Origin of the sequence: Ruania halotolerans (assembly GCF_021049285.1) — a bacterium.
GTDB lineage: Bacteria > Actinomycetota > Actinomycetes > Actinomycetales > Beutenbergiaceae > Ruania > Ruania halotolerans.
In genome coordinates this window covers 4161761-4180214 of sequence record NZ_CP088017.1, presented here as the reverse complement: position 1 = coordinate 4180214, position 18454 = coordinate 4161761, and the positions used below count along the sequence as shown (strand labels likewise).

Here is an 18454-nt window from a genome sequence, read left to right as displayed (position 1 = left end):
GCACGAGGAGACTCCCCCATGTCGCCACACCTCCAACGACGGCGCTCGCGTCCGTTCCCTTCCCGATCGCACCTCACCGGCACTGTCGCCGGTGCGCTCACTGCAGCGTTGGCCTTCGGTCTGCTCGCCGCCTCGCCGGCGACTGCGGAGGAGGGCGACGTCTTTAGTTCCACGTGGGAGCTGGAGACGGACGCGAGTGACTCCGTGGAAGACCGCGACGGTGAGGTCTTGGAGGACGTGACCTTTGCCGGTGGCAGCGCGCACTTCTCGGCGTCGGATGATTCCGAGATCCGCCTCCCGTACGAGCGCAACCTCGAACCAGGTAACGGTGAGTGGACCCTCGAGCTCACCGACATCGTTCCTGATACCCGCACTGGTTCTCACCAGGCAGTGGCCACCAGCAGGTCCAGCAACAATCAGGGCTGGGCGTTCTACATCATGCCCAACGGCGAAATGCGGTTCTGGATGCGAACTGTCGGACAAGGTCCGTGGGCCCAGTTCTCCACCGGTGTGATCGCCCAGCCCGGCACGAGCTACGACGCGACGGTGACCTATGTGCCCGGCTCGGTCACGGTCGAGATCAGCGGCGGGGCCGAGGTGACGGTGACCGACCAGGCGGGCATCCCCCTCATCAACAACGGCAACAGCCCCATCCGCCTCGGCAACGGCGACGATCACGGTGACGGCTTCTTCTACAACGGTTCGCTGGGCGAGATCACGATCTCCTCGGCGCCCCGAGTCGAGCCCTGGGCGGCGTGTGAGGCGGCCTCGGACGGATCCGCGACGGTCAGCCCCCCGGACCCCTCGGTGTTGGAGCGGCCGATCCCTGAGGACGAGATCACCCAACTCAGCCTGGAGGCGGCGCAGAACGCCAACCGCTACATCACCACCACCTACTGGGACGAGACCTTCGCAGAGGAGACCGGCGAGTACATTCCCCTCTCGCGCCGGGTCGGCAGTCCGGAGTACGCGCTGCGTGGCGTGGCAATGTCGGCGGTGAACATGGCGATCCTGGTGGCGACCGGTAGCTATGACGCAGCGGACACGGGTGTGGACGAGGCAGTCGTGCGGGAGCGGATCGTGCGACTCGTCTCCTCCGCGGCCGCCGAGCACCGCGCGAATGAGCCCCGCGGCTGGGGCCCCGAAGAATCACGGTGGCAGTCCTCGCTGTGGGCGTACTACAACGGCTTCGCTGCCTGGCTGCTCTGGGATGATTTCAGTGCGGCTCAGCAGGCCTGCGTGACCAACATGGTCACGATGGAGGCGAACGAGATGGTCGACCCGGAGTACTACCGCGACGCCAGCGGCACGATCGTGATCCCGGGCGACACGAAGGCCGAGGAGAACACCTGGCGCAGCTCGCTCTCCGGGCTCGCCGCCACCATGATGCCCACGGCGGGCAACAGCGCCCAGTGGCGCTCGGACGCGATCGACCTCGCCCTGGCCGGGTGGGCCACCCCCGAAGACGTCGAGGGGTCCGAGACCGTGAACGGGCGTGCGCTCAGTGAACTGCTCGAGGGTTCGAACGTGGAGTCTGACGGCACCGTCGAGAACCACAACCTGATGCACCCGATCTACATGCTCGCCTTCGACCAGAACGTCAACACGGCCCTGACACAGCAGTTGGCGGGGCAGTCCCCGGCAGCGGCGTTCCTGCACAACATCGACCTCACCTATGAAGCGTTCGTGGACCTGGAGTTCGACTCGCCGCCATGGCAGGCTCCAGGCGGCACCATCTACGTGCCCGGCGAGTCCACGATCTATTACCCGGACGGCAATGACTGGGGGACGACCTTCCCGCTGTACTTCGCCCAGGGTGACGTGATCGCCGATACCTACGACGTGGACGGCGACGTCAGCGCACCGGCGAGTGAGTGGGCCGTGCGCCACCTCGAGGACGCCATCGCACTGCAGGACCGGTTCGAGGACGGGCACACCTACCTCGACACGACCGAGAGCAACTACGGCCTGCGGGAGGAGCGCACGGCGCAGATCGCAGCACACACATTCCTGACCCGGTTCCTCAACGCCGAGCAGGCCTGTGTGACCGACCGCCCCTACACCAGCGACACCACCGATCCGCTGCTCGGTGAGCTCGAGCTGGTCCGTGAACTCATGGGCACCCAGGCATGGGAGGACCTTTCCGCCGATATCCGTGCGGCTATCGCCGAAGCCCTCGACCGGCTCGAAGGCGCCCGTACCAGCGGGTCCGGCGCCGTCGTCACCACGGCGCTACGTGAGCTTCAGCTTGAGCTGGCCGCTGCCGGCGAATCCGAGGTTGTCGATGAGATCCGCGGCGTGATCGCTGCTGCGCAGGAGTGCACGATCGAACTGCCGATTGCGGTGACCGCGCCCGACGAGGCCGATGCCGGTGACGAGATTCGGATCGGCCTGACCGGTGCCGAGCCGGACACTGAGTACGCGCTTCTCATCGACGGTGTGCAGCAGACGACGCTGCTCACCGGTGGTGACGGTGCGGGTGTGGCCGAGCTGGCTCTGCCGGGTGATGCGCAGGGCTCAGTCACGGTGCGCGCCGTCAGCGGTGACTCCTCGGCGGAGGCGACGATCGCGATCCGGGTACCGGACACGGAGGAGCCGACCCCGGATCCGACCGACGAGCCGACTGATGGCGGCACCCAGACCCCGGATGAGGACGGCTCATCTGACGCCGACGACCCGGGGCAGGACGGCTCTGACGATGGGTCGGGCGATCTGGCGGACACCGGTGCAACGCCGGCGGTGGCGATCCTCGCGGTGATCGCTGCGCTGGCGCTCGCGGGTGGGGCCATCCTGCTGACCGCTCGTCGTCGGGTGAACGCCGGTCGGTGACTCCCCGCCGCAACCCCGCAGGCACCCGGTCTGTTGACCAGGCGCCGGCGGGGTTCGGCCAGCGCCGTCAGGGCGAGACGCCCGCCGTGGCGAGGAAGTGAGATGTTGTGATCGGGTACGACACCCCTGTGCGCCTGCTGGTCAACGAGATCGATCCCGATCGTCCCGCCGCGCGGAGCAGACCGCTGCTGGCGGTGAGTGAACCGCAACGGCACGCGCTGGAACGGATGCGCGCATTCGCCAGGGTCCGCGGATTCGAGAGGATCGCTCCGGAGGTTGACCGAGTACTCGACGGCGATCCGCCGCCACACGGCTACGCCAGGTTCGACAGTGCGAGCCCGGCGATCCGGGTCATCGTGCTCTGGCCGCACTATGACGGTTCGCTGCCATGAGCCTTCGGCGCGACGGTTGTCTATACGTCGGTGGCGGCGCGTAGATCCGAGGCGGTCTCTGTGAGATGGCGGTCCATCGCGGCCGCCGCCGCGGCCGGGTCAGTGCGCCGCACTGCCTCGACCACCACCCGATGCTGCTGCACTACGGCCGCGTGCGCGCCGCCTCGGGCTTGGTGCCCGCGTACCGACTCGCGGAACGCCTGACCGAGAGCGTCAGCGAGCCCCTCCAGCAATTGGGCCAGGAGAGAGTTGCCACTGACGACGGCGAGCGTTCCGTGGAAGGCAACGTCCGCCGTCACGTAGTCCTCCAGCGAGGCGGTGGCCTCAGCGGAACCCGGCTGTGCAGCATCGAGGCGCTGCGCCGCGCTGCTCATCCGGCCCAGTGTGGCCTCCAGCAGGTCGATCCCGGTGCGGGTGGCGGACCGGGCGGCCGCCGAGGCACTGAGACCCTCGAGGGCGCGCCGGATTGCGAGCAGTTCCAGAAGACTGTGCGGCTCCCGGTGCATCGAGACGGAGAAGTACCCGGCCAGCACGGCGCTGCTGGGCTCTCGGACGACGGCGCGGCGCCCCTGGCTGAGTTCGATCAGGCCGCGGGCGGCGAGTGATCGCAGCGCCTCGCGCACCGTGAGCCGAGAGACGGCGAGTTGCTCGGCGAGCTCTCGCTCAGGCGGCATCTGATCCCCGGGGCGGCGATCGAGTGCCATCTCCTCAACGCGCCGGACCGCCTCGTCGAAGGGTGTCGGGTGGTCCCGGCGGCGCGGCGTCACTGCCCGAAGGTATCAGAGCAGCTGCGGCGCGTTCGGACGCTGTCGGCGCGTCCGGTCAGCAGATAGGCATCCGGATGGTCTGTACTTGTCTGATAAGTTCGCGCTATCCGACGAGGGAGCCAACGTTGACCACCATCACGAAGATCGAGACCTTCCGGGTGCCGCCACGGTGGCTGTTCCTGCGAGTGGAGACCAGCGACGGGATCGTCGGCTGGGGTGAGCCTGTCCTGGAGGGCCGCGCCGCCACCGTCGAGGCGGCCGTGCACGAGATGGCGCCGCAGGTCATGGGGAGCGACCCGAGCCGCATTGAGAACACCTGGCAGCGGCTCACCCGATCGGGGTTCTACCGGCACGGTCCGGTGCTGAACAGCGCGATCGCTGGGTATGACCAGGCGCTGTGGGATATCGCCGGCAAGACCCATGGCGTGCCCGTGCACGACCTCCTCGGGGGAGCGGTGCGAGACCGGGTGCGCACCTACTCCTGGGTGGGCGGGGACGACCCGGCCGGAGTCCGTGAGCACATCCAGGCCCGGCTCGACCAGGGGTTCACCGCCGTGAAGATGAACGCCTCCGGGGCGCTCCGGCACATCGACTCACCGGCAGGCACCGCCGATGTGGTGGCCAGGGCCCGGGCGGCCCGCGAGGTGCTCGGCGATCAGGGCGACTTCGCTCTCGACTTCCACGGCCGCGTCTCCCCGGCGATGGCGCACCGTCTGCTCCCGCTCCTCGAAGAGCTCATGCCGATGTGGGTGGAGGAGCCGGTGGTTCCCGAACTCTCCGCCGAGCATCTGGCCCGGCTCGTGGAGCGCAGCTCCATTCCGATCGCCACCGGCGAGCGTGCCTTCTCCCGATGGGACTTCAAGCCACTGCTGGACGCCGGGATCGCGGTGGCACAGCCGGACATCTCCCACGCCGGTGGCATCTCCGAGACCCGCCGGATCGCGGCCATGGCCGAGACCTACGGTGTGGGCCTGGCTCCGCATTGCCCGCTCGGTCCGATCGCGCTCGCGGCGTGCCTGCAGGTGGACCTGGCCTCGCCCAACACGGTGATCCAGGAGTCCAGTCTCGGTATCCACTACAACGAGGGCTGGGACCTCCTCGACTATCTGGTCGACACCAGTCCGTTCGACGTCCGCGATGGGCACATCGACCGCCTCACCGGGCCGGGTCTGGGCGTCGAGGTCGACGAGGCCGAAGTACGCAAGGCCGCTGAACGGGGACATGAGTGGGCCACGCCCACGTGGAACCATGCCGACGGCAGCCTCGCCGAGTGGTGATCAGGCTCTGAGCAGCGACACCGTCCGCAACCCGGTGTGGGCGGCGAGCACCTCAAAGTCTCGGTCGCGGTGCATCACCGGCAGGTCGATGCTCGAATGTCTCGAGCATCCGCCGTCGTTCGGTGGCGGTTCGATCGTCGGTCGGTCCGCTGAGCAACTCCATCAGCACGGTCTCTGGGATGCACCTGAATGTGTATGACCGCTTGGCCGGGTGCCATCCTGCTGTGCGGTCGCCTGCCGTCAACTCACCGGCAGGCTCGTGATGAGATAGTGCACCACAACCTCGAACTGGTCGCCCTGCCACGTTCCCGATTCGGCCATCAGGTCCACCAGCGCCTGGCGGGCCGCCGGCCACTCCTCGCCGATCGCGCGGGAGAGCATAACGATCGGAGCACTGTGCTGCTCGAGCAGCCCGACGAAGTGCTCCGGCGATCCGATCGTCATCACGAAGGACGCCTGCCTCACCTGAGCCGACGATCCCAGCACCTCGCGGATACTCGCGGCATCCTCGTGCCACGGCAGGGGCGCGTCCGGCGCGAACGGGGCGAGTACCTGCCGGAGCCTGCCGAACAGCCCCTCCGCCGCCCAACTCGTGGCCACCACCTGCCCTCCCGGGCGGGCGATCCGCCGAGCCTCACCAAACGCGGCCACGGGTTCGGCGAACACCAACCCGAAAGTCGAGACCACCAGATCGGCGGAGTCCTCGGGCAGGGGGAGTGCGGTCACATCCGCCTCCACCCACCGGATCGGCAGGGCAGCAGCCCGTCGTGCGGCCTCCGCGAGCAGTGAAGGCGTGACATCGACCCCGATCACGGAGGATGCGCCCGCTCGGGTAGCAGCGATCGCGGTCACACCCGTGCCGGTGGCCAGGTCCACCACGTCCTTGCCCTGCACATTCAGCCGCGCGGGCAGGTCACGCCCCGGCTGGCTCCACAGGTCACCGACGGTGGCATAGTCGCCGGTGGACCAGAACTCGCATGGCTCCATCAGGGGTCCTCTCTGTTCAGGGTCAATTGAGGGAGCACCAGGCGCCGGTACGCCTCGCACTCGGTCAGTAGTTCATCGTGCGGACCGTCGCCCACCAGCGCGCCGCCCTCGAGCACGAGCACTCGCGGCGTGGTCACCAGGGTGCTGAGCCGGTGCGCGATGATCACCGTGGTGGTGGCGGTGCCGATCAGGCTCTCCCGCAGCGCGACCTCGTTGTGGGCGTCGAGCTGGCTGACGGCCTCGTCCAGGATGAGCACCTGCGGCCGCCGCAGGGCTGCCCGAGCGAGGGCCAGGCGTTGCCGCTCGCCACCGGACAGGCTTCGCCCGCGGTCGGCGAGTACCGTGTCCAGCCCATCCGGAAGGCGGCGCACCACCTCGGCCGCCCGGGTGCGCTCCAACGCCTCCCATAACGCGTTGTCGGGAAGGTCGTGTGGCACCGCAAGAGTGAGGTTCTCCCGCACCGACTCGGCGAACAGGTACGGCTCCTGCGGCACCAGCGAAACCGTGCTCGACCGGGTGGTGCGATCGAGGGCGCGCAGATCGGTGCCACCCACCAGGATGCGGCCCTCGTCCGGGTCGTACCAGCGGGCGAGCAGCGCGCCGAGGGTGGACTTGCCCGCACCGCTGGCACCTGCCAGTGCGACGGTCTCTCCGGCCCGGACCACCACGCTGACGTCCCGGACGGCAGGGCGCGGAGCGCCGGGCCAGCTGTAGGTCACCGACTCCACCTGGATGTGGGGTGCGTTCACGCGATCCGGCGATCCTGCGAGGGCACCGCGTCCCTCAGCTGTGGTGGCGCCAGGCACAGCAGCACCAGGAGCAACCGGGAGCGGGTCGGGGGCATCCAGAATCTCCTCGATCCGCCGCGCCGCCGCGGCAGTGTTGCCGTAATGCCGGGTAGTGGCGGCCCACTGTGCGATCGCACTGGGCGTGGTACCGGCCACCGCGGCCACCACCGGCAGCCATTCGATGGCCAGCCGGCCCGCGGTCACCTCACGCACAGCCACGACGGTCGCGGCCACCACCACCAGGGAGGAGAGGACACCCCCGACGGCGGTCTCCACCCCCGTACGCACGGTGGTGGCGCGCTGTGCGCGCCAGAGCCGGGTCTGCTGATCGCCCAGACGGCGCAGTCGATCATCAAGCAGCCCGAACGCGGTGATCTCCCGCACCGCCCCCACGTTCTCCTGCATATCGGCGCCGATCTCGGCCGTCACCGCACGCGCCCGGCGCCCCTGCTCCCGGGCACTACGCCGCGCCGCGAGCGGAACGAGCCAGGCCAGTGCCAGGAACGGAAGCGTCACCAGAGCCGCGGGCAGGCTGATCACCGCCAGACCCACCACGATCAGCGGTGTGGCCACGAACCGGCCGATGATGTAGAGCGAGGAGTGCGCGAGGAAGATCTCCAGGGCCTCGGAGTCATTCGTGCTGATCGTCGCCAGATCACCCGTCCGGCGCCGGGCGACTCCGCCGGGAGCGATCCGTGCGAGTCCGGCGAACACCCAGGCGCGCACGCGCGCCAGCACCCGGAAGGCAACGTCGTGGCTGGTGTAGGCCTCCTGCCAGACCGCCACGCTGCGCACCAGGGTGGCGCCAAGCACCAGCACCGTCGGCAGCGCTAGTGCCACCTCGCTGCCCCGGGCTGCCCCCGTCACCGCGGCAGCCACTGCATAGGCCGCCGCGCCGGCGGCCACCGCGGCGGCCACATGTACGAGCGCGTTCCACGCCAACGCGGCCACGTACCACCCCCGCCAGCCGGCGAGTACCACGCCCAGGGCGCGGACGTCGTCGAGCCGCACGCCCTGCGGAGGCGCCCCCTGCCCTGATGTGCCCCACATGAGGCGACTCATGAGACCACCTCGCGAGGGCCGCCGTCGGCGATACGTTGTGCGCGCACCATGGCGGTCCACGCCCCCTCCGGGCGGGTCTCGAGTTCGGCGGGGCTGCCCTCTTCGAGCACCCGCCCCTCACCGAGCACGATCACGTGATCGGCCTGGGCCACCGTGGAGAGCCGATGGGCGATCACCACCGTGGTCCGCGAACGATCTGACGAGCGGACCGCGGCACTGATCAGTGCCTCGTTCTCCCCGTCCAGGGCGCTGGTGGCCTCGTCGAGGACGAGCAACGGCGCCCCCTGCACGAGTGCGCGCGCCAAAGCCACCCGCTGGCGCTGACCACCGGAGAGATTCGTCCCGCCCTCGCCGACGTTGCTCTGCGGGCCGGCGGGCAACTCCGCCAGGAATGGCGTCACCTGAGCTGTGTCCAGGGCCGCGTGGACCTGACCTTCCGTGGCCGATTCGGGGGCTGCCAGCCGCACGTTCTCCTCCACTGTTCCCTCCATCAGCACCACGTCCTGGCTCACCCGGGCGCTGATCTGGCGGACCTGATCCAGCGGGATCCGCCGCAGGTCGTGGCTACCGGTCTCGGTAGTGAGCTCCACGGACCCGTTGTCCGGATCCGCATCGCGGAGCAGGAGCGCCGTGAGAGTGGTCTTCCCGGCCCCGCTGGCGCCTACCAGCGCCGTGGTCCGCCCCGCCGGGATCGTCGCCGTGACCTTTTCCAGACTCGGCCGATCGGTCCCGGGATAGGTGAAGCTCACCTCCCGCAGTCGTAGCCCGGGAGGGCCGGCGAGGTCGACCGGCACCGCATCGGGAGCCGACGTCACCTGTGGCTCGGTGGCCAGGATGCGGTTGATCGAACCCGCTGCCGCCAGTCCGTAGAACCCCTCATGCCAGTAGTTCTGCAGATCCTGCAGCGGCCGGAAGCACTCCGCCGCCAGGAAGAGCACGAGCAGCACGTCTCCCGGGGAGAGGCGCCCTTCGGCGGCGTGCCAGGCGGCGAGCAGAGTGGCGCCTGACGTGCCGAGCAGCATGGCCGCGGAGGTGAGCACATAGGTGGAGAGGGAGACGTTCATATTCGCCGTGGTGGCGGCCCGGAGGGTCTCGGCATCACGGGCGAGGCGATCCCCGCGCCGCTCGGCTGCGCCGAATCCGGCCAACGTGGCGATCCCGGCGATGTTGTCGCTCACCCGAGCCGCGTACCGGTCATAGGCCTGCCAGTGCGCCGCAGCGCGTTCGCCGAGTAACCGCTTGGTGATCCGGTGCGCCAGCGGGACGGTTGCCACCGCGATGATCACCACGACCGCGACGGCCGGATCGCGCACGAACAGCACGATGGTCAACGTGGCGGGCACCAGCACGGCGGCCAGGGCCTGGGGGAGATAGTTGCCCAGGTAGCCCTTGAGGTGCTCGCAGCCATCCACCGCCGCCAGGTGCGCACTCGCCCGCCCACCCGGCCACCGGTGCCCGGGGCCGAGCGCCACGATGTGGCGGAGTAGGCGCTCCCGGATCGTACGCGCGATCACCGTGCCGGTGTGCAGGGCGGAGAGGTCCCGTGACCAGAGCAGCAAAGCGCGGAGCAGGAGTAAGGCGACGGCCGCCGTCAGGGCTCCGATGGGGAGCGTGCCACCGGTGGTGAGGATGTGCGTGAAGGCGGCGGCCATCGCGAAGGCAGCGCCGATCGAGGCGCCGGAGGCGAGCAGCGTGATCGCTGCCGTACCGGCCAGTCGTGGCCACGCCTGGCGGGCATAGGGCGCGATGTTCGCGTCGATCATCATGACGGCGTCGCTCCATTTGGCGATGAGAATCGGTATCACTATAGTCGCGTCCCGTGACCAGCCATTCATCCGTGATCGAGGCACGCTCGCCTCGCCGCAGCAATGTGGGCGAGCGGCCTGGGCGTCCCGGCACGCGTCGCGCCCGGCGGACGGCGTTGCTCTGCGCCTTGCTGACCGTGACGGCAGCGCTGCTGATCGTGGTTTCGGGTGCGGTGGGTTCAGTGGAGGTCACGGCCGTGCAGGCTGCGAAGATCGTGATCGGGCATCTGGTGCCTGGTGCGCCGTGGATGTCGGACGGCTCGCTGACCGTGTTGCAGGACCAGGCGGTGTGGCAGTTCCGGCTGCCGCGGGCGCTGCTGGCGGGGTTGGCTGGGGCCGGGCTGTCCCTGGCCGGGGCGTTGATGCAGGTCACCGTGCGGAACCCGCTCGCCGAGCCGTACATCCTGGGTGTGTCCTCCGGTGCCAGCGTCGGTGCCGTCCTGGTGATCGTGCTCGGCTCCGCGGCAGTCGGTGGTTTGTCGCTGAACGTGGCCGCGTTCGCCGGGGCGCTGGTGGCGTGCGTGTGTGTGGCGGCGCTCGCCCGTAAGGACGGCGCACTGTCGCCGACTCGGATGATCCTGTCGGGCGTGGCGCTGGGCACGCTGTTCAGCGCGGTGACGAGTTATCTGACGATCTCCACGGACGCCCAGAATGTGGTGAGCGTGCTGTTCTTCCTCCTGGGCAGCGTGTCGGCGGCGACGATGTCGAGCCTGATCGGACCGGCCGTGGCGTTGGTGGTGGGGTGTGTGGTCGCGGCGCTGTTGGCGCGGTCGCTGAACGCGCTGATGACCGGGGATGAGTCCGCCGTCTCCCTCGGGGTGGATGCTGCCCGGCTGCGGGCGATCCTGCTGGTGGTGGCCTCGCTGCTGACCGGATCGGTGGTGTCCGTGGCCGGTGGGATCGGGTTCGTGGGGTTGGTCGTGCCGCACATCGCGCGCATTGCGGTCGGTGCCGATCACCGGCGGATGCTGCCGGTGGCAGTTCTCGGTGGCGCAGTCTTCCTGATGGCTGCGGATCTGCTGGCGCGCACCGTCGCCGCGCCGACGGAGATCCCGCTGGGCATCCTGACCGCGTTCGTGGGCGCGCCGTTCTTCCTCTGGCTGATGCGCCGCAGCGGTGCCGAGCGGGCGGGGTTCGGCCGATGAGTGAGGCGCCGGCGGGCTCAGACATGGGAGCACCGATGACGGTGGAATTTGACGGCGTGACGGTGACCCTCGGCGGGCAGGACGTGGTGCGCCGCGCCTCGCTGCTCGTGGAACCGGGGACGGTGGTGGGCCTCGTGGGGCCGAACGGGAGCGGGAAGTCCTCCCTGCTGCGCACGCTGTACCGGGCGCTGAAGCCGAGGCAGGGCACCGTGCGTATCGGGGGCCGGAACGTGCAGAGTCTCAGCGGCCGGCAGGCGGCGCGAGCGGTGGCGGTGATGCTGCAGGACCCACCGACCGACTTTGATCTCAGTGTGGCCGAGACGGTGGCACTCGGTCGCGCGCCGCACCACGCCTCGTTCGGCCGGGACACTGCCGAGGATCTGCGCATCGTGGACGAGGCAATGCGCCGCGCGGAGATCACCGATCTGAGTGACCGGATGGTCGCCACGCTCTCCGGAGGGCAGCGGCAGCGCGTGATGCTCGCTCGCGCTCTCGCCCAGGAGAGCCCGGTTCTCGTGCTCGATGAGCCGAGCAACCACCTCGACATCAGTCATCAGCACGAGCTGATGAGCACCGTCCGCAACCTCGGGCGCACGGTGATCGCGGCCCTGCACGATCTGAACCTCGCGGCTCAGTACTGCGACCACGTCGTGGTGCTCGCGCAGGGGCGCATTGTTGCTGCCGGTCCGCCGGTTGACGTGTTCACCCCGGACCTCATCCGCGGCACGTTCGCCGTGGATGTGCGCGTACTGGGTGAGCCAGGTGAGCCCGTCTTCGCCTTTCGCCCATTCGACCCCGCTCCCCGCGCCCCTGCTGGCGCGACCGTTGAACCTTCCACAGAAAGCACGGTTCCGTCATGAACGTTCCCACTCACCCCTCCGCGCGCCTGGCACCTGGCGCCCTGGCCGCTGCACTGCTGCTGACGGCGTGCGGGTCCGCCGTCACGTCAGCTCCCCCAGAGACCTCGACGATGGAAGCGGTGACGGTCGAGAACTGCGGACGGGACGTCGTCATCGAGGGCGCCCCCGAGGCGGTGGTGGGAATGCACCCGGCGCAGACCGAATTGATGCTGCGTCTCGGCCTCGCCGATCGCCTCGCCGGACAGGCCCAGACTGAGTCGCAAGCATTGCCGGACGACGTTGCGGCACTGGCCGCCGACGTTCCGGTGATCGGTGGTGTGATGCCGCCCAGTCGTGAGGACCTGCTGGCCGTGGAGCCGGACTTCGTCTACTCGCCCACCACCTACGAGTTCACCGCCGAGCAGGGTTTCGCCAGCATCGACCAGCTCGAACAGGCAGGGGCCGCTGTCTACGTGGCCACCGGCGGGTGCGCGGAGCGCAGGATGGGCGGTGAGGTCACCGATCTGTTCACCGACCTGGAGAACATCGGGATGATCTTCGGGGTGGAGGATGCCGCCGCGGAGCTCATCGCGCAAAGCCAGGCAGAGCTCGATGAAGTCGAGGCAGCGGTGGCCGATGTGGAGCCGTTGCGCGTGGCTCAGGTGTACGTGGACGGCACGACACTGCAGGCCATCGGTGCCGGCATCGAATACGACATCCTCGGCCGGGCCGGCGCGGACAACGTCTACGGTCCCGATCAGTCCGCGTTCGCGGACTTCTTCGCCGCAACCATCTCACCGGAGTCGCTCGCCGCGGAGGAGCCGGACGCGCTGGTCTTCTCGGTGTACGACGAGGCGCACGAGGCAGCCACCCGGGAGTTCCTTGAGTCCACCTTCCCGGACATGCCCGCCGTGCGTGAGGGGCGCCTGATCGCGGTCTCCAGTGCCGACGTGTTCCCCGGAACACTGGGAAATATCTCGATCGTGCGGCAGATCGCCGAAGGTCTCTACCCGGACGCCTTCTGATCGCGATGGTGCCCCGGAGGGGCAGCGTCACCTCCAGGTCAGCGTGATCGTGGTGCCGCCGTCCATCGTCGGCGTCGCGAGTTCCAGCGGTTCGCGAGGGGTCAGCTCGAAGCGCGTGTCGAGGTCGTTCAGGTCGGTGCCACCGCTGTCGGTCCCGCGGGCCAGTTCGGTATCGGTACGCAGCCTGACGCGGTCGGCGGTCATGGACTGCACGGTGAAGACGACCTCTCCGCCGACGGTCGGCACCTGGAAGGTCCCGCCCTCACTGAGTTCGACTGTCTGCACGGGCGCCGGTTCGGGTTGTTCCTCCTGCCAACCGGTCCAGTCCTGCGCCTCCACCTGAACGATCGGCGCCTCGGCGGGCGGTTCGCTCGCGCATGAACTCAAACCGGCCAGGATGACGAGCGCTGCCAGCAGGGGCAACGAACGGGGACGGGAGCCGGCGCGCATAGTTCAACCTAGCGAGTCCGGCGCCCGTTCTGGCAGGGGCAGAGGTCCCCACCCTCAGGTGGGGCAGGGCCCAACACACACACACCACACACACATCACCGGCCGGGGGTGGCCCATATAGTCGACGACGGCGGGACCGATGGGACCGTGTTTACTGGTGCCGGTGAGCCCAGCCCAGCACACGAACACGGTCGGCGTCGGCCTGCGCTCCGAGCGCGGGCCGATCCTCGGTGCGCTCATGCTGGCGGCCGCGCTGGTCGCATTGGATGCCACGATCCTCGCGACCGCTTCCACCACGATCGCCCGCGAGCTGGGTGCCTTCGACCAGGTGCCCTGGCTGTTCTCCAGCTACACGCTTGCCCAGGCGGTCACGGTGCCGGTGTATGGCCGGCTCGCGGACGTGCTCGGCCGCAAGCGGGTGATGCTGGCCGGGATCGGTCTGTTCCTGCTCGGCTCGGTGCTGTGCGCGCTCGCACCGAGCATGCTGGCGCTGATCGTGTTCCGCGTGATCCAGGGCCTCGGCGCGGGCGCGATCATCCCGATGTCGATGACCATCGCGAGCGACATCTACACCCTCGCCGAGCGCGCCAAGACGCAGGGCTACCTCGCCAGCGTGTGGGCGATCTCCTCGGTGGCCGGGCCCACCTTCGGCGGGGTCTTCGCGGAGTTCGTGAGCTGGCGGTGGATCTTCTGGATCAACGTGCCTTTCGCATTGGCGGCCGCCGTGTTGTTGTGGCGGCGGTTCCGGGAACCGGGCAGGTCCGGCCCACGCGAGCCGATCGACGTGCGCGGCGCCGTGCTGCTGACCCTCGGCAGCGCCCTGCTGGTACTGGTGCTGCTGGAGGCAGGCACGTGGGGGTGGGACTCGCCGCTCACGATCGGGCTGTTCGTCGCCGCATTGTTGTTGCTGCTGTCCTTCGTGCTGTACGCACGGCGGGCGGCGCACCCGATCTTCAACGTGCGGGTGCTCCGCCAGCGCATCATCGGCGCCTCCACCGTCGCCTCCTTGATGGTGGGCGTGATCGTGCTCGGGCTGTCCACCTACGTACCGATTTACGCCCAAGGAGTGCTGGGCTACGGACCCCTGATGGCCGGCTTCGCACTCGCCGCACTCACCCTCGGTTGGCCGATCGCGGCCACCCTCTCCGGACGGGTCTACCTGCGATTCGGGTTCCGGTTCACCGGTCTGCTCGGGTCGGGGATCGTCGTGGGTGGTGCGACTCTCACGCTGATGCTGGGTGAGAGCAGCCAGTTGTGGCAGGTGGGCGCGTGCTGCTTCGTGATCGGGGTCGGCATGGGCCTGACGGCGACTCCCACGCTGATCGCCGCACAAACGAGCGCCGACTGGGGCCAGCGCGGAGCGGTCACCGGAACGAATCTGTTCGCCCGCTCGCTCGGCTCGGCGGCCGGTGTTGCCGTTTTCGGCGGGCTGGTCAATGCGCGCACCACGCTCGGCGTGGATGGCCTCCCGGAGGGGCCCGGTCTGGCCGCAGCGATGCACCTGGTGTTCATCGCTGCGCTCGTGGTGACCGTCGTGATGCTGGCGGCCGTGGCCGTGATGCCGAAGGATCGGCCAACTTGGGCCGTGAAGGACTGATCAGTTCCCGTCGCCTTGCGTGAGCGCGTCCCGGCGCCGTGCGCGAGTGCCTCGCAGCGCGATCGGGTAGAACTGATGCATGGGGTGGCAGGGTCGTGGACGCGTGCGGAGGGTCCTGATGGGGGTGCTCGTGGCCGTCAGCCTCGGGAGTGCGGCAGCGTGCGGTTCCGCCGAGCCGGATGGCAGAGTTGCTACCCCAGGGCCGAACTCTGAGCGGCAGCGGGCCAGGAGGATCAGACGACGACGTCACCGTGATGGTGGAGTTCACTCCGGAGGGCGCCGACGCGTCGCTGGACAACGGCACCGAGGTGGCGTGGGGCTTCATCCTGACTGAGGAATCTGGGCGGTGGCTGGTCCGCGGTGCCGGCCAGGGGTGAGTTCTGCTGCGCGGCGCCGACTGAAGCTTGGCTGCGGCCCTACATTGCCCACCGTGCCCGGATCAGCTCTGCCATCTGTCTGATCTGATCGCCCATCTGTACGGGCTCACCACCAGGCACCCCCTCACACAGCCACTGCAGTTGGATGCCGTCGGCGAGTGCCACCACGGAGCGAGCCAAGGTGAGGGACGGTGCGTCCGGGTGGACGAGGCCATCCGTCTTCCCTTGCTCGAATGCTCTCTCCAGGTTCAGTACGGCGTGCTCGAAGTGCTGGAGCAGCCATCGATGCGCCGGATGGTCGGCAGAGGTGCCGTCCACAGCCATCACCATGTACAGCCCCACCATCGACGGGGTCTGGCCGTTGCGGTCCATGAGGTCGGCGAAGCTCGCGAGGAGGTCCCAAATGTTGCCGGAGTCCATGGCCGGGAGATCGACGGAGTCCCGATGCTCGAGGACCGCCGAGAAGAGCGCGTGCTTGGAGCTGAAGTGGTGCAGTAGCCCGGCTTTGGAGATGTGCGCCGCCTTGGCCACATCACTCAACGAGGTAGCGGCGTACCCGGACCGGGCGAACAAGCGAACTGCCTCAGAGAGGATCCGCTCGCGTTTGTCCTCACCGCCGGCCCGGGGCCGACCAGGGCGGCGCACCTGTTCATCAACCATCAGCACAGCGTAGCCACTCTATTTATTGACCGGACGGTTAATTAGGTCGTACCGTGACTTCTGACGATGACGTCCCGCCCGCCCATCTCGCACAGGAGCGTTCATGAGCACCTCGCCCCCTACACTCACCGAGGCCGACATCCCCCACCTGCTCGGCACATTGGCGCTCGAGGAGAAGGCTGCCCTGTGCTCTGGACAGGACTTCTGGCACACCCAAGCGCTGGAGCGGCTGGGGATCCCCGCCGTCATGATCACCGACGGTCCGCATGGGCTGCGAAGGCAGACCGGAGCGACCGATCACGTTGGATTGAACGATTCCGTGCCCGCTACGTGCTTTCCCTCGGCCGCCGGCCTGGGCGCCACCTGGGACCGTGACCTGCTACGCCAGGTGGGGGAGGCGCTCGGCATTGAGACCCGCGCGAACGCCGTGGCCGTGCTCCTCGGGCCTGGCGTGAACATGAAGCGCAGCCCGCTGTGCGGCCGCAACTTCGAGTACTTCTCGGAGGACCCTTTCCTCGCCGGTGAACTCGCCACCGAGCTCGTGGAAGGGATCCAGGCCCGCGGGGTGGGCACCTCGCTGAAGCACTTCGCCGCCAACAATCAGGAGAGTGGCCGGATGCGGATCTCCGTCGAGGTGGACGAGCGAACGCTGCGCGAGATGTACCTGCCTGCATTCGAGAAGGTGGTCACCCGCGCCCAGCCGTGGAGTGTGATGTGCGCCTACAACAAAATCAACGGAACCTACGCCTCGCAAGACCCGTGGTTGCTTACCGAGGTCCTCCGGGAGGAGTGGGGATTCGAGGGTCTGGTGGTTTCCGACTGGGGCGCGGTGGATGATCGGGCCGCCGGAGTCGCCGCAGGCCTCGACTTGGAGATGCCGTCCTCGCATGGCATCAACGATGCAGCGATCGTTGCCGCTGTGCGCGCAGGCGCCCTCGCCGAGTCCGACCTCGACAGGGCCGTCTCCCGTGTGCTCACCATGGTGGCCAAGGCCCAGCCCGCTCTTGCTGAGCCCGGCACGGGGACCTGACGGCGCACCACGCCCTGGCCCGTGAGGTCGCCACCCGTTCGGCCGTGCTGCTGAAGAACGCCGACGGCGTCCTGCCGCTGGCTGCCGAAGGTATCGCGGAGTCCGCGGTACTCATCGGCGAGCTTGCCCGCACCGCGCGCTACCAGGGCGCCGGGTCCTCTCAGGTGAACCCGACACGGCTGGACAGCATCCTCGGAGCACTCATCGAGCGCGGCCTGGACGTGCCGTTCGCGCCCGGGTACCGGCTTGCGGAGGCCGAGCAGGAGGGCGGCGCAGCGGCGGGGGAGAACCGTGACAATGCCGCGCTGCGGGACGAGGCCGTGGCTGCGGCCACCGGGAAGACCGCTGTGCTTGTCCTCGGCCTTCCCGCAGCGGACGAATCCGAAGGGTACGACCGCGAGCACCTCGACATCCCGGTCACCCACCGGCAGCTGCTGTCCGAAGTCGCGGCCGTCGCTGACCGGGTGGTCGTGCTGCTCGCGAACGGCTCCGCTGTGGCCGTCTCGGAGTGGGAGCATCACGTCGATGCACTCCTAGAGCTGTGGCTCGGTGGCCAGGCCGGTGGGAGTGCTGCCGTGGACCTGCTGCTCGGGGACGCCGCGCCCTCCGGCCGGCTCACCGAGTCCGTCCCCGTGCGCCTGGGCGATCTGCCCGCCCAACTCAATTTCCCGGGTGAGAATGGGGCGGTCCGGTACGGCGAGGGACTTTTCATCGGCTATCGCGGCCTGGACGCCATGCAGCGAGACGTCTCCTACCCGTTCGGGCACGGCCTCACCTACACCACGTTCGACTATGCCGACCTCACCGTGGACGTCGCCGAGGTGACGGCGACTACGCAGGCGACGGCCGTCGTCGCGGCAGTGGGCGTGACGGTGCGCAATACCGGCGACCGCGCTGGAGCGGCGGTACCCCAGCTCTACCTGGGGCGCCCGGACTCGGCCGTGGCACGGCCACCGCACGAGCTCAAGGGCTTCGCTCGGGTTGACCTCGAACCCGGGCAGGAACAACGCGTCGAGTTCGCCGTCACCCGCCGCGAGCTGAGCCACTGGGACGTGGTGACCCACGAATGGGTGGTGGAACCGGGGCCGCTGCTGGTGGCCGTCGGAGCCTCGTCGCGTGACCTCCCGCTGAGGCAGGTGGCTGGTCTCGTGGCACCGGCGCTGCGCCGCCCGCTGAGCGAGGGTGCGACGATCAATGAATGGCTGGAGCACCCGCACGCGGGAACGGAGTTGCTCGCTGCGATGGGTGAGTTCGGTGCCCTGTTCGGTCCGGACAGCCCGGATCCGATGATGGCCGCCTTCCTCGGGTCCATGCCGGTGAAGAAGGTGCCGGTGATGCGGATGAGTCCCGACCTTACGGCGGACAAGCTCAACGAACTGGTTGCGCGCTTTGCCTAGGTACTGACTGGGTAAGGCCCGGGGCCC

At 69.0% G+C, this 18454-nt stretch carries 16 protein-coding genes; 10 read left to right on the top strand and 6 right to left on the bottom strand.

All coding sequences use genetic code 11. The features are described 5' to 3' along the window. Positions 1-18: 18 nt before the first annotated feature. Together LQF10_RS18925 and LQF10_RS18920 are read left to right on the top strand one after the other, a co-directional pair. Positions 19-2829 carry a LamG-like jellyroll fold domain-containing protein gene (locus LQF10_RS18925; RefSeq protein WP_231065396.1) on the top strand — a complete coding sequence of 937 codons (2811 nt, stop codon included), beginning with the start codon at positions 19-21 and terminating at the stop codon, positions 2827-2829. Positions 2830-2936: 107 nt separating this feature from the next. Then, the gene (locus LQF10_RS18920; RefSeq protein WP_231065395.1) at positions 2937-3221 is read left to right on the top strand and encodes a hypothetical protein; all 285 of its coding nucleotides are present in this window, start codon (positions 2937-2939) and stop codon (positions 3219-3221) included. Positions 3222-3241: 20 nt separating this feature from the next. Here LQF10_RS18920 and LQF10_RS18915 read toward each other — a convergent pair whose 3' ends face one another. After that, complete coding sequence (locus LQF10_RS18915; protein ID WP_290371122.1) at positions 3242-3988, bottom strand: FadR/GntR family transcriptional regulator; 747 nt, start codon at positions 3986-3988, stop codon at positions 3242-3244. 125 nt (positions 3989-4113) lie between these two features. Here LQF10_RS18915 and dgoD point away from each other — a divergent pair, with 125 nt between their 5' ends. Then, complete coding sequence (gene dgoD / locus LQF10_RS18905; RefSeq protein ID WP_231065394.1) at positions 4114-5265, top strand: galactonate dehydratase; 1152 nt, start codon at positions 4114-4116, stop codon at positions 5263-5265. Positions 5266-5505: 240 nt separating this feature from the next. Here dgoD and LQF10_RS18900 read toward each other — a convergent pair whose 3' ends face one another. Genes LQF10_RS18900 through LQF10_RS18890 form a run of 3 tightly spaced genes read right to left on the bottom strand, consistent with a single transcriptional unit; the run spans position 5506 to position 9868 of the window. After that, positions 5506-6252 (bottom strand): class I SAM-dependent methyltransferase, encoded by a 747-nt coding sequence (locus LQF10_RS18900; RefSeq protein WP_231065393.1) that lies wholly within the window; start codon positions 6250-6252, stop codon positions 5506-5508. Beyond that, the gene (locus LQF10_RS18895; RefSeq protein WP_231065392.1) at positions 6252-8102 is read right to left on the bottom strand and encodes an ABC transporter ATP-binding protein; all 1851 of its coding nucleotides are present in this window, start codon (positions 8100-8102) and stop codon (positions 6252-6254) included. The genes LQF10_RS18900 and LQF10_RS18895 overlap by 1 nt, the downstream gene beginning before the upstream one ends. After that, a complete protein-coding gene (locus tag LQF10_RS18890; protein WP_231065391.1) occupies positions 8099-9868 on the bottom strand; it encodes an ABC transporter ATP-binding protein/permease in 1770 nt (589 codons plus the stop codon). Before LQF10_RS18890 ends, LQF10_RS18895 begins: the two co-directional genes overlap by 4 nt. Before the next feature lie 53 nt (positions 9869-9921). Here LQF10_RS18890 and LQF10_RS18885 point away from each other — a divergent pair, with 53 nt between their 5' ends. From LQF10_RS18885 to LQF10_RS18875, 3 genes are read left to right on the top strand one after another with little or no spacing between them, the layout of a single operon-like run. After that, on the top strand, positions 9922-11052 hold the full coding sequence (locus LQF10_RS18885) for a FecCD family ABC transporter permease (protein WP_231065390.1): 1131 nt from the start codon (positions 9922-9924) through the stop codon (positions 11050-11052). 35 nt (positions 11053-11087) lie between these two features. Next, on the top strand, positions 11088-11912 hold the full coding sequence (locus LQF10_RS18880; RefSeq protein ID WP_231065389.1) for an ABC transporter ATP-binding protein: 825 nt from the start codon (positions 11088-11090) through the stop codon (positions 11910-11912). Beyond that, entirely contained in the window at positions 11909-12916 is a 1008-nt protein-coding gene (locus tag LQF10_RS18875; RefSeq protein WP_231065388.1) for an ABC transporter substrate-binding protein, read from the top strand. The genes LQF10_RS18880 and LQF10_RS18875 overlap by 4 nt, the downstream gene beginning before the upstream one ends. Positions 12917-12943: 27 nt before the next feature. Here the strand turns inward: LQF10_RS18875 and LQF10_RS18870 are convergent, their stop codons facing one another. Further along, the gene (locus LQF10_RS18870) at positions 12944-13366 is read right to left on the bottom strand and encodes a hypothetical protein (protein ID WP_231065387.1); all 423 of its coding nucleotides are present in this window, start codon (positions 13364-13366) and stop codon (positions 12944-12946) included. Positions 13367-13529: 163 nt separating this feature from the next. Here LQF10_RS18870 and LQF10_RS18865 point away from each other — a divergent pair, with 163 nt between their 5' ends. Both LQF10_RS18865 and LQF10_RS18860 read left to right on the top strand, forming a co-directional pair. Continuing rightward, on the top strand, positions 13530-14963 hold the full coding sequence (locus LQF10_RS18865; protein WP_231065386.1) for an MDR family MFS transporter: 1434 nt from the start codon (positions 13530-13532) through the stop codon (positions 14961-14963). A 179-nt stretch (positions 14964-15142) separates the two neighbouring features. After that, positions 15143-15340: a hypothetical protein gene (locus tag LQF10_RS18860; protein ID WP_231065385.1), complete on the top strand. Its 198-nt coding sequence runs from the start codon at positions 15143-15145 to the stop codon at positions 15338-15340. 39 nt (positions 15341-15379) lie between these two features. Here LQF10_RS18860 and LQF10_RS18855 read toward each other — a convergent pair whose 3' ends face one another. Then, positions 15380-16000, bottom strand: a complete 621-nt coding sequence (locus tag LQF10_RS18855) for a TetR/AcrR family transcriptional regulator (RefSeq protein WP_231065384.1) — start codon at positions 15998-16000, stop codon at positions 15380-15382. Positions 16001-16103: 103 nt separating this feature from the next. On the opposite strand from LQF10_RS18855, the gene LQF10_RS19510 reads away from it, so the two are divergent. Together LQF10_RS19510 and LQF10_RS19505 are read left to right on the top strand one after the other, a co-directional pair. Beyond that, on the top strand, positions 16104-17030 hold the full coding sequence (locus tag LQF10_RS19510; protein ID WP_354002606.1) for a glycoside hydrolase family 3 N-terminal domain-containing protein: 927 nt from the start codon (positions 16104-16106) through the stop codon (positions 17028-17030). Positions 17031-17074: 44 nt separating this feature from the next. Beyond that, positions 17075-18427: a glycoside hydrolase family 3 C-terminal domain-containing protein gene (locus LQF10_RS19505; RefSeq protein ID WP_354002605.1), complete on the top strand. Its 1353-nt coding sequence runs from the start codon at positions 17075-17077 to the stop codon at positions 18425-18427. The last annotated feature ends 27 nt before the right edge of the window (positions 18428-18454 follow it).

What these genes read in the sequence shown, in the direction of transcription:
- LQF10_RS18925 (WP_231065396.1), top strand. Translation starts at nt 19, where the DNA reads ATGTCGCCACACCTCCAACGACGGCGCTCGCGTCCGTTCCCTTCCCGA.
- LQF10_RS18900 (WP_231065393.1), bottom strand. Translation starts at nt 6,252, where the DNA reads ATGGAGCCATGCGAGTTCTGGTCCACCGGCGACTATGCCACCGTCGGT.
- LQF10_RS18895 (WP_231065392.1), bottom strand. Translation starts at nt 8,102, where the DNA reads ATGAGTCGCCTCATGTGGGGCACATCAGGGCAGGGGGCGCCTCCGCAG.
- LQF10_RS18890 (WP_231065391.1), bottom strand. Translation starts at nt 9,868, where the DNA reads ATGATGATCGACGCGAACATCGCGCCCTATGCCCGCCAGGCGTGGCCA.
- LQF10_RS18880 (WP_231065389.1), top strand. Translation starts at nt 11,088, where the DNA reads ATGACGGTGGAATTTGACGGCGTGACGGTGACCCTCGGCGGGCAGGAC.
- LQF10_RS18875 (WP_231065388.1), top strand. Translation starts at nt 11,909, where the DNA reads ATGAACGTTCCCACTCACCCCTCCGCGCGCCTGGCACCTGGCGCCCTG.
- LQF10_RS18870 (WP_231065387.1), bottom strand. Translation starts at nt 13,366, where the DNA reads ATGCGCGCCGGCTCCCGTCCCCGTTCGTTGCCCCTGCTGGCAGCGCTC.
- LQF10_RS18860 (WP_231065385.1), top strand. Translation starts at nt 15,143, where the DNA reads ATGGCAGAGTTGCTACCCCAGGGCCGAACTCTGAGCGGCAGCGGGCCA.
- LQF10_RS18855 (WP_231065384.1), bottom strand. Translation starts at nt 16,000, where the DNA reads ATGGTTGATGAACAGGTGCGCCGCCCTGGTCGGCCCCGGGCCGGCGGT.
- LQF10_RS19510 (WP_354002606.1), top strand. Translation starts at nt 16,104, where the DNA reads ATGAGCACCTCGCCCCCTACACTCACCGAGGCCGACATCCCCCACCTG.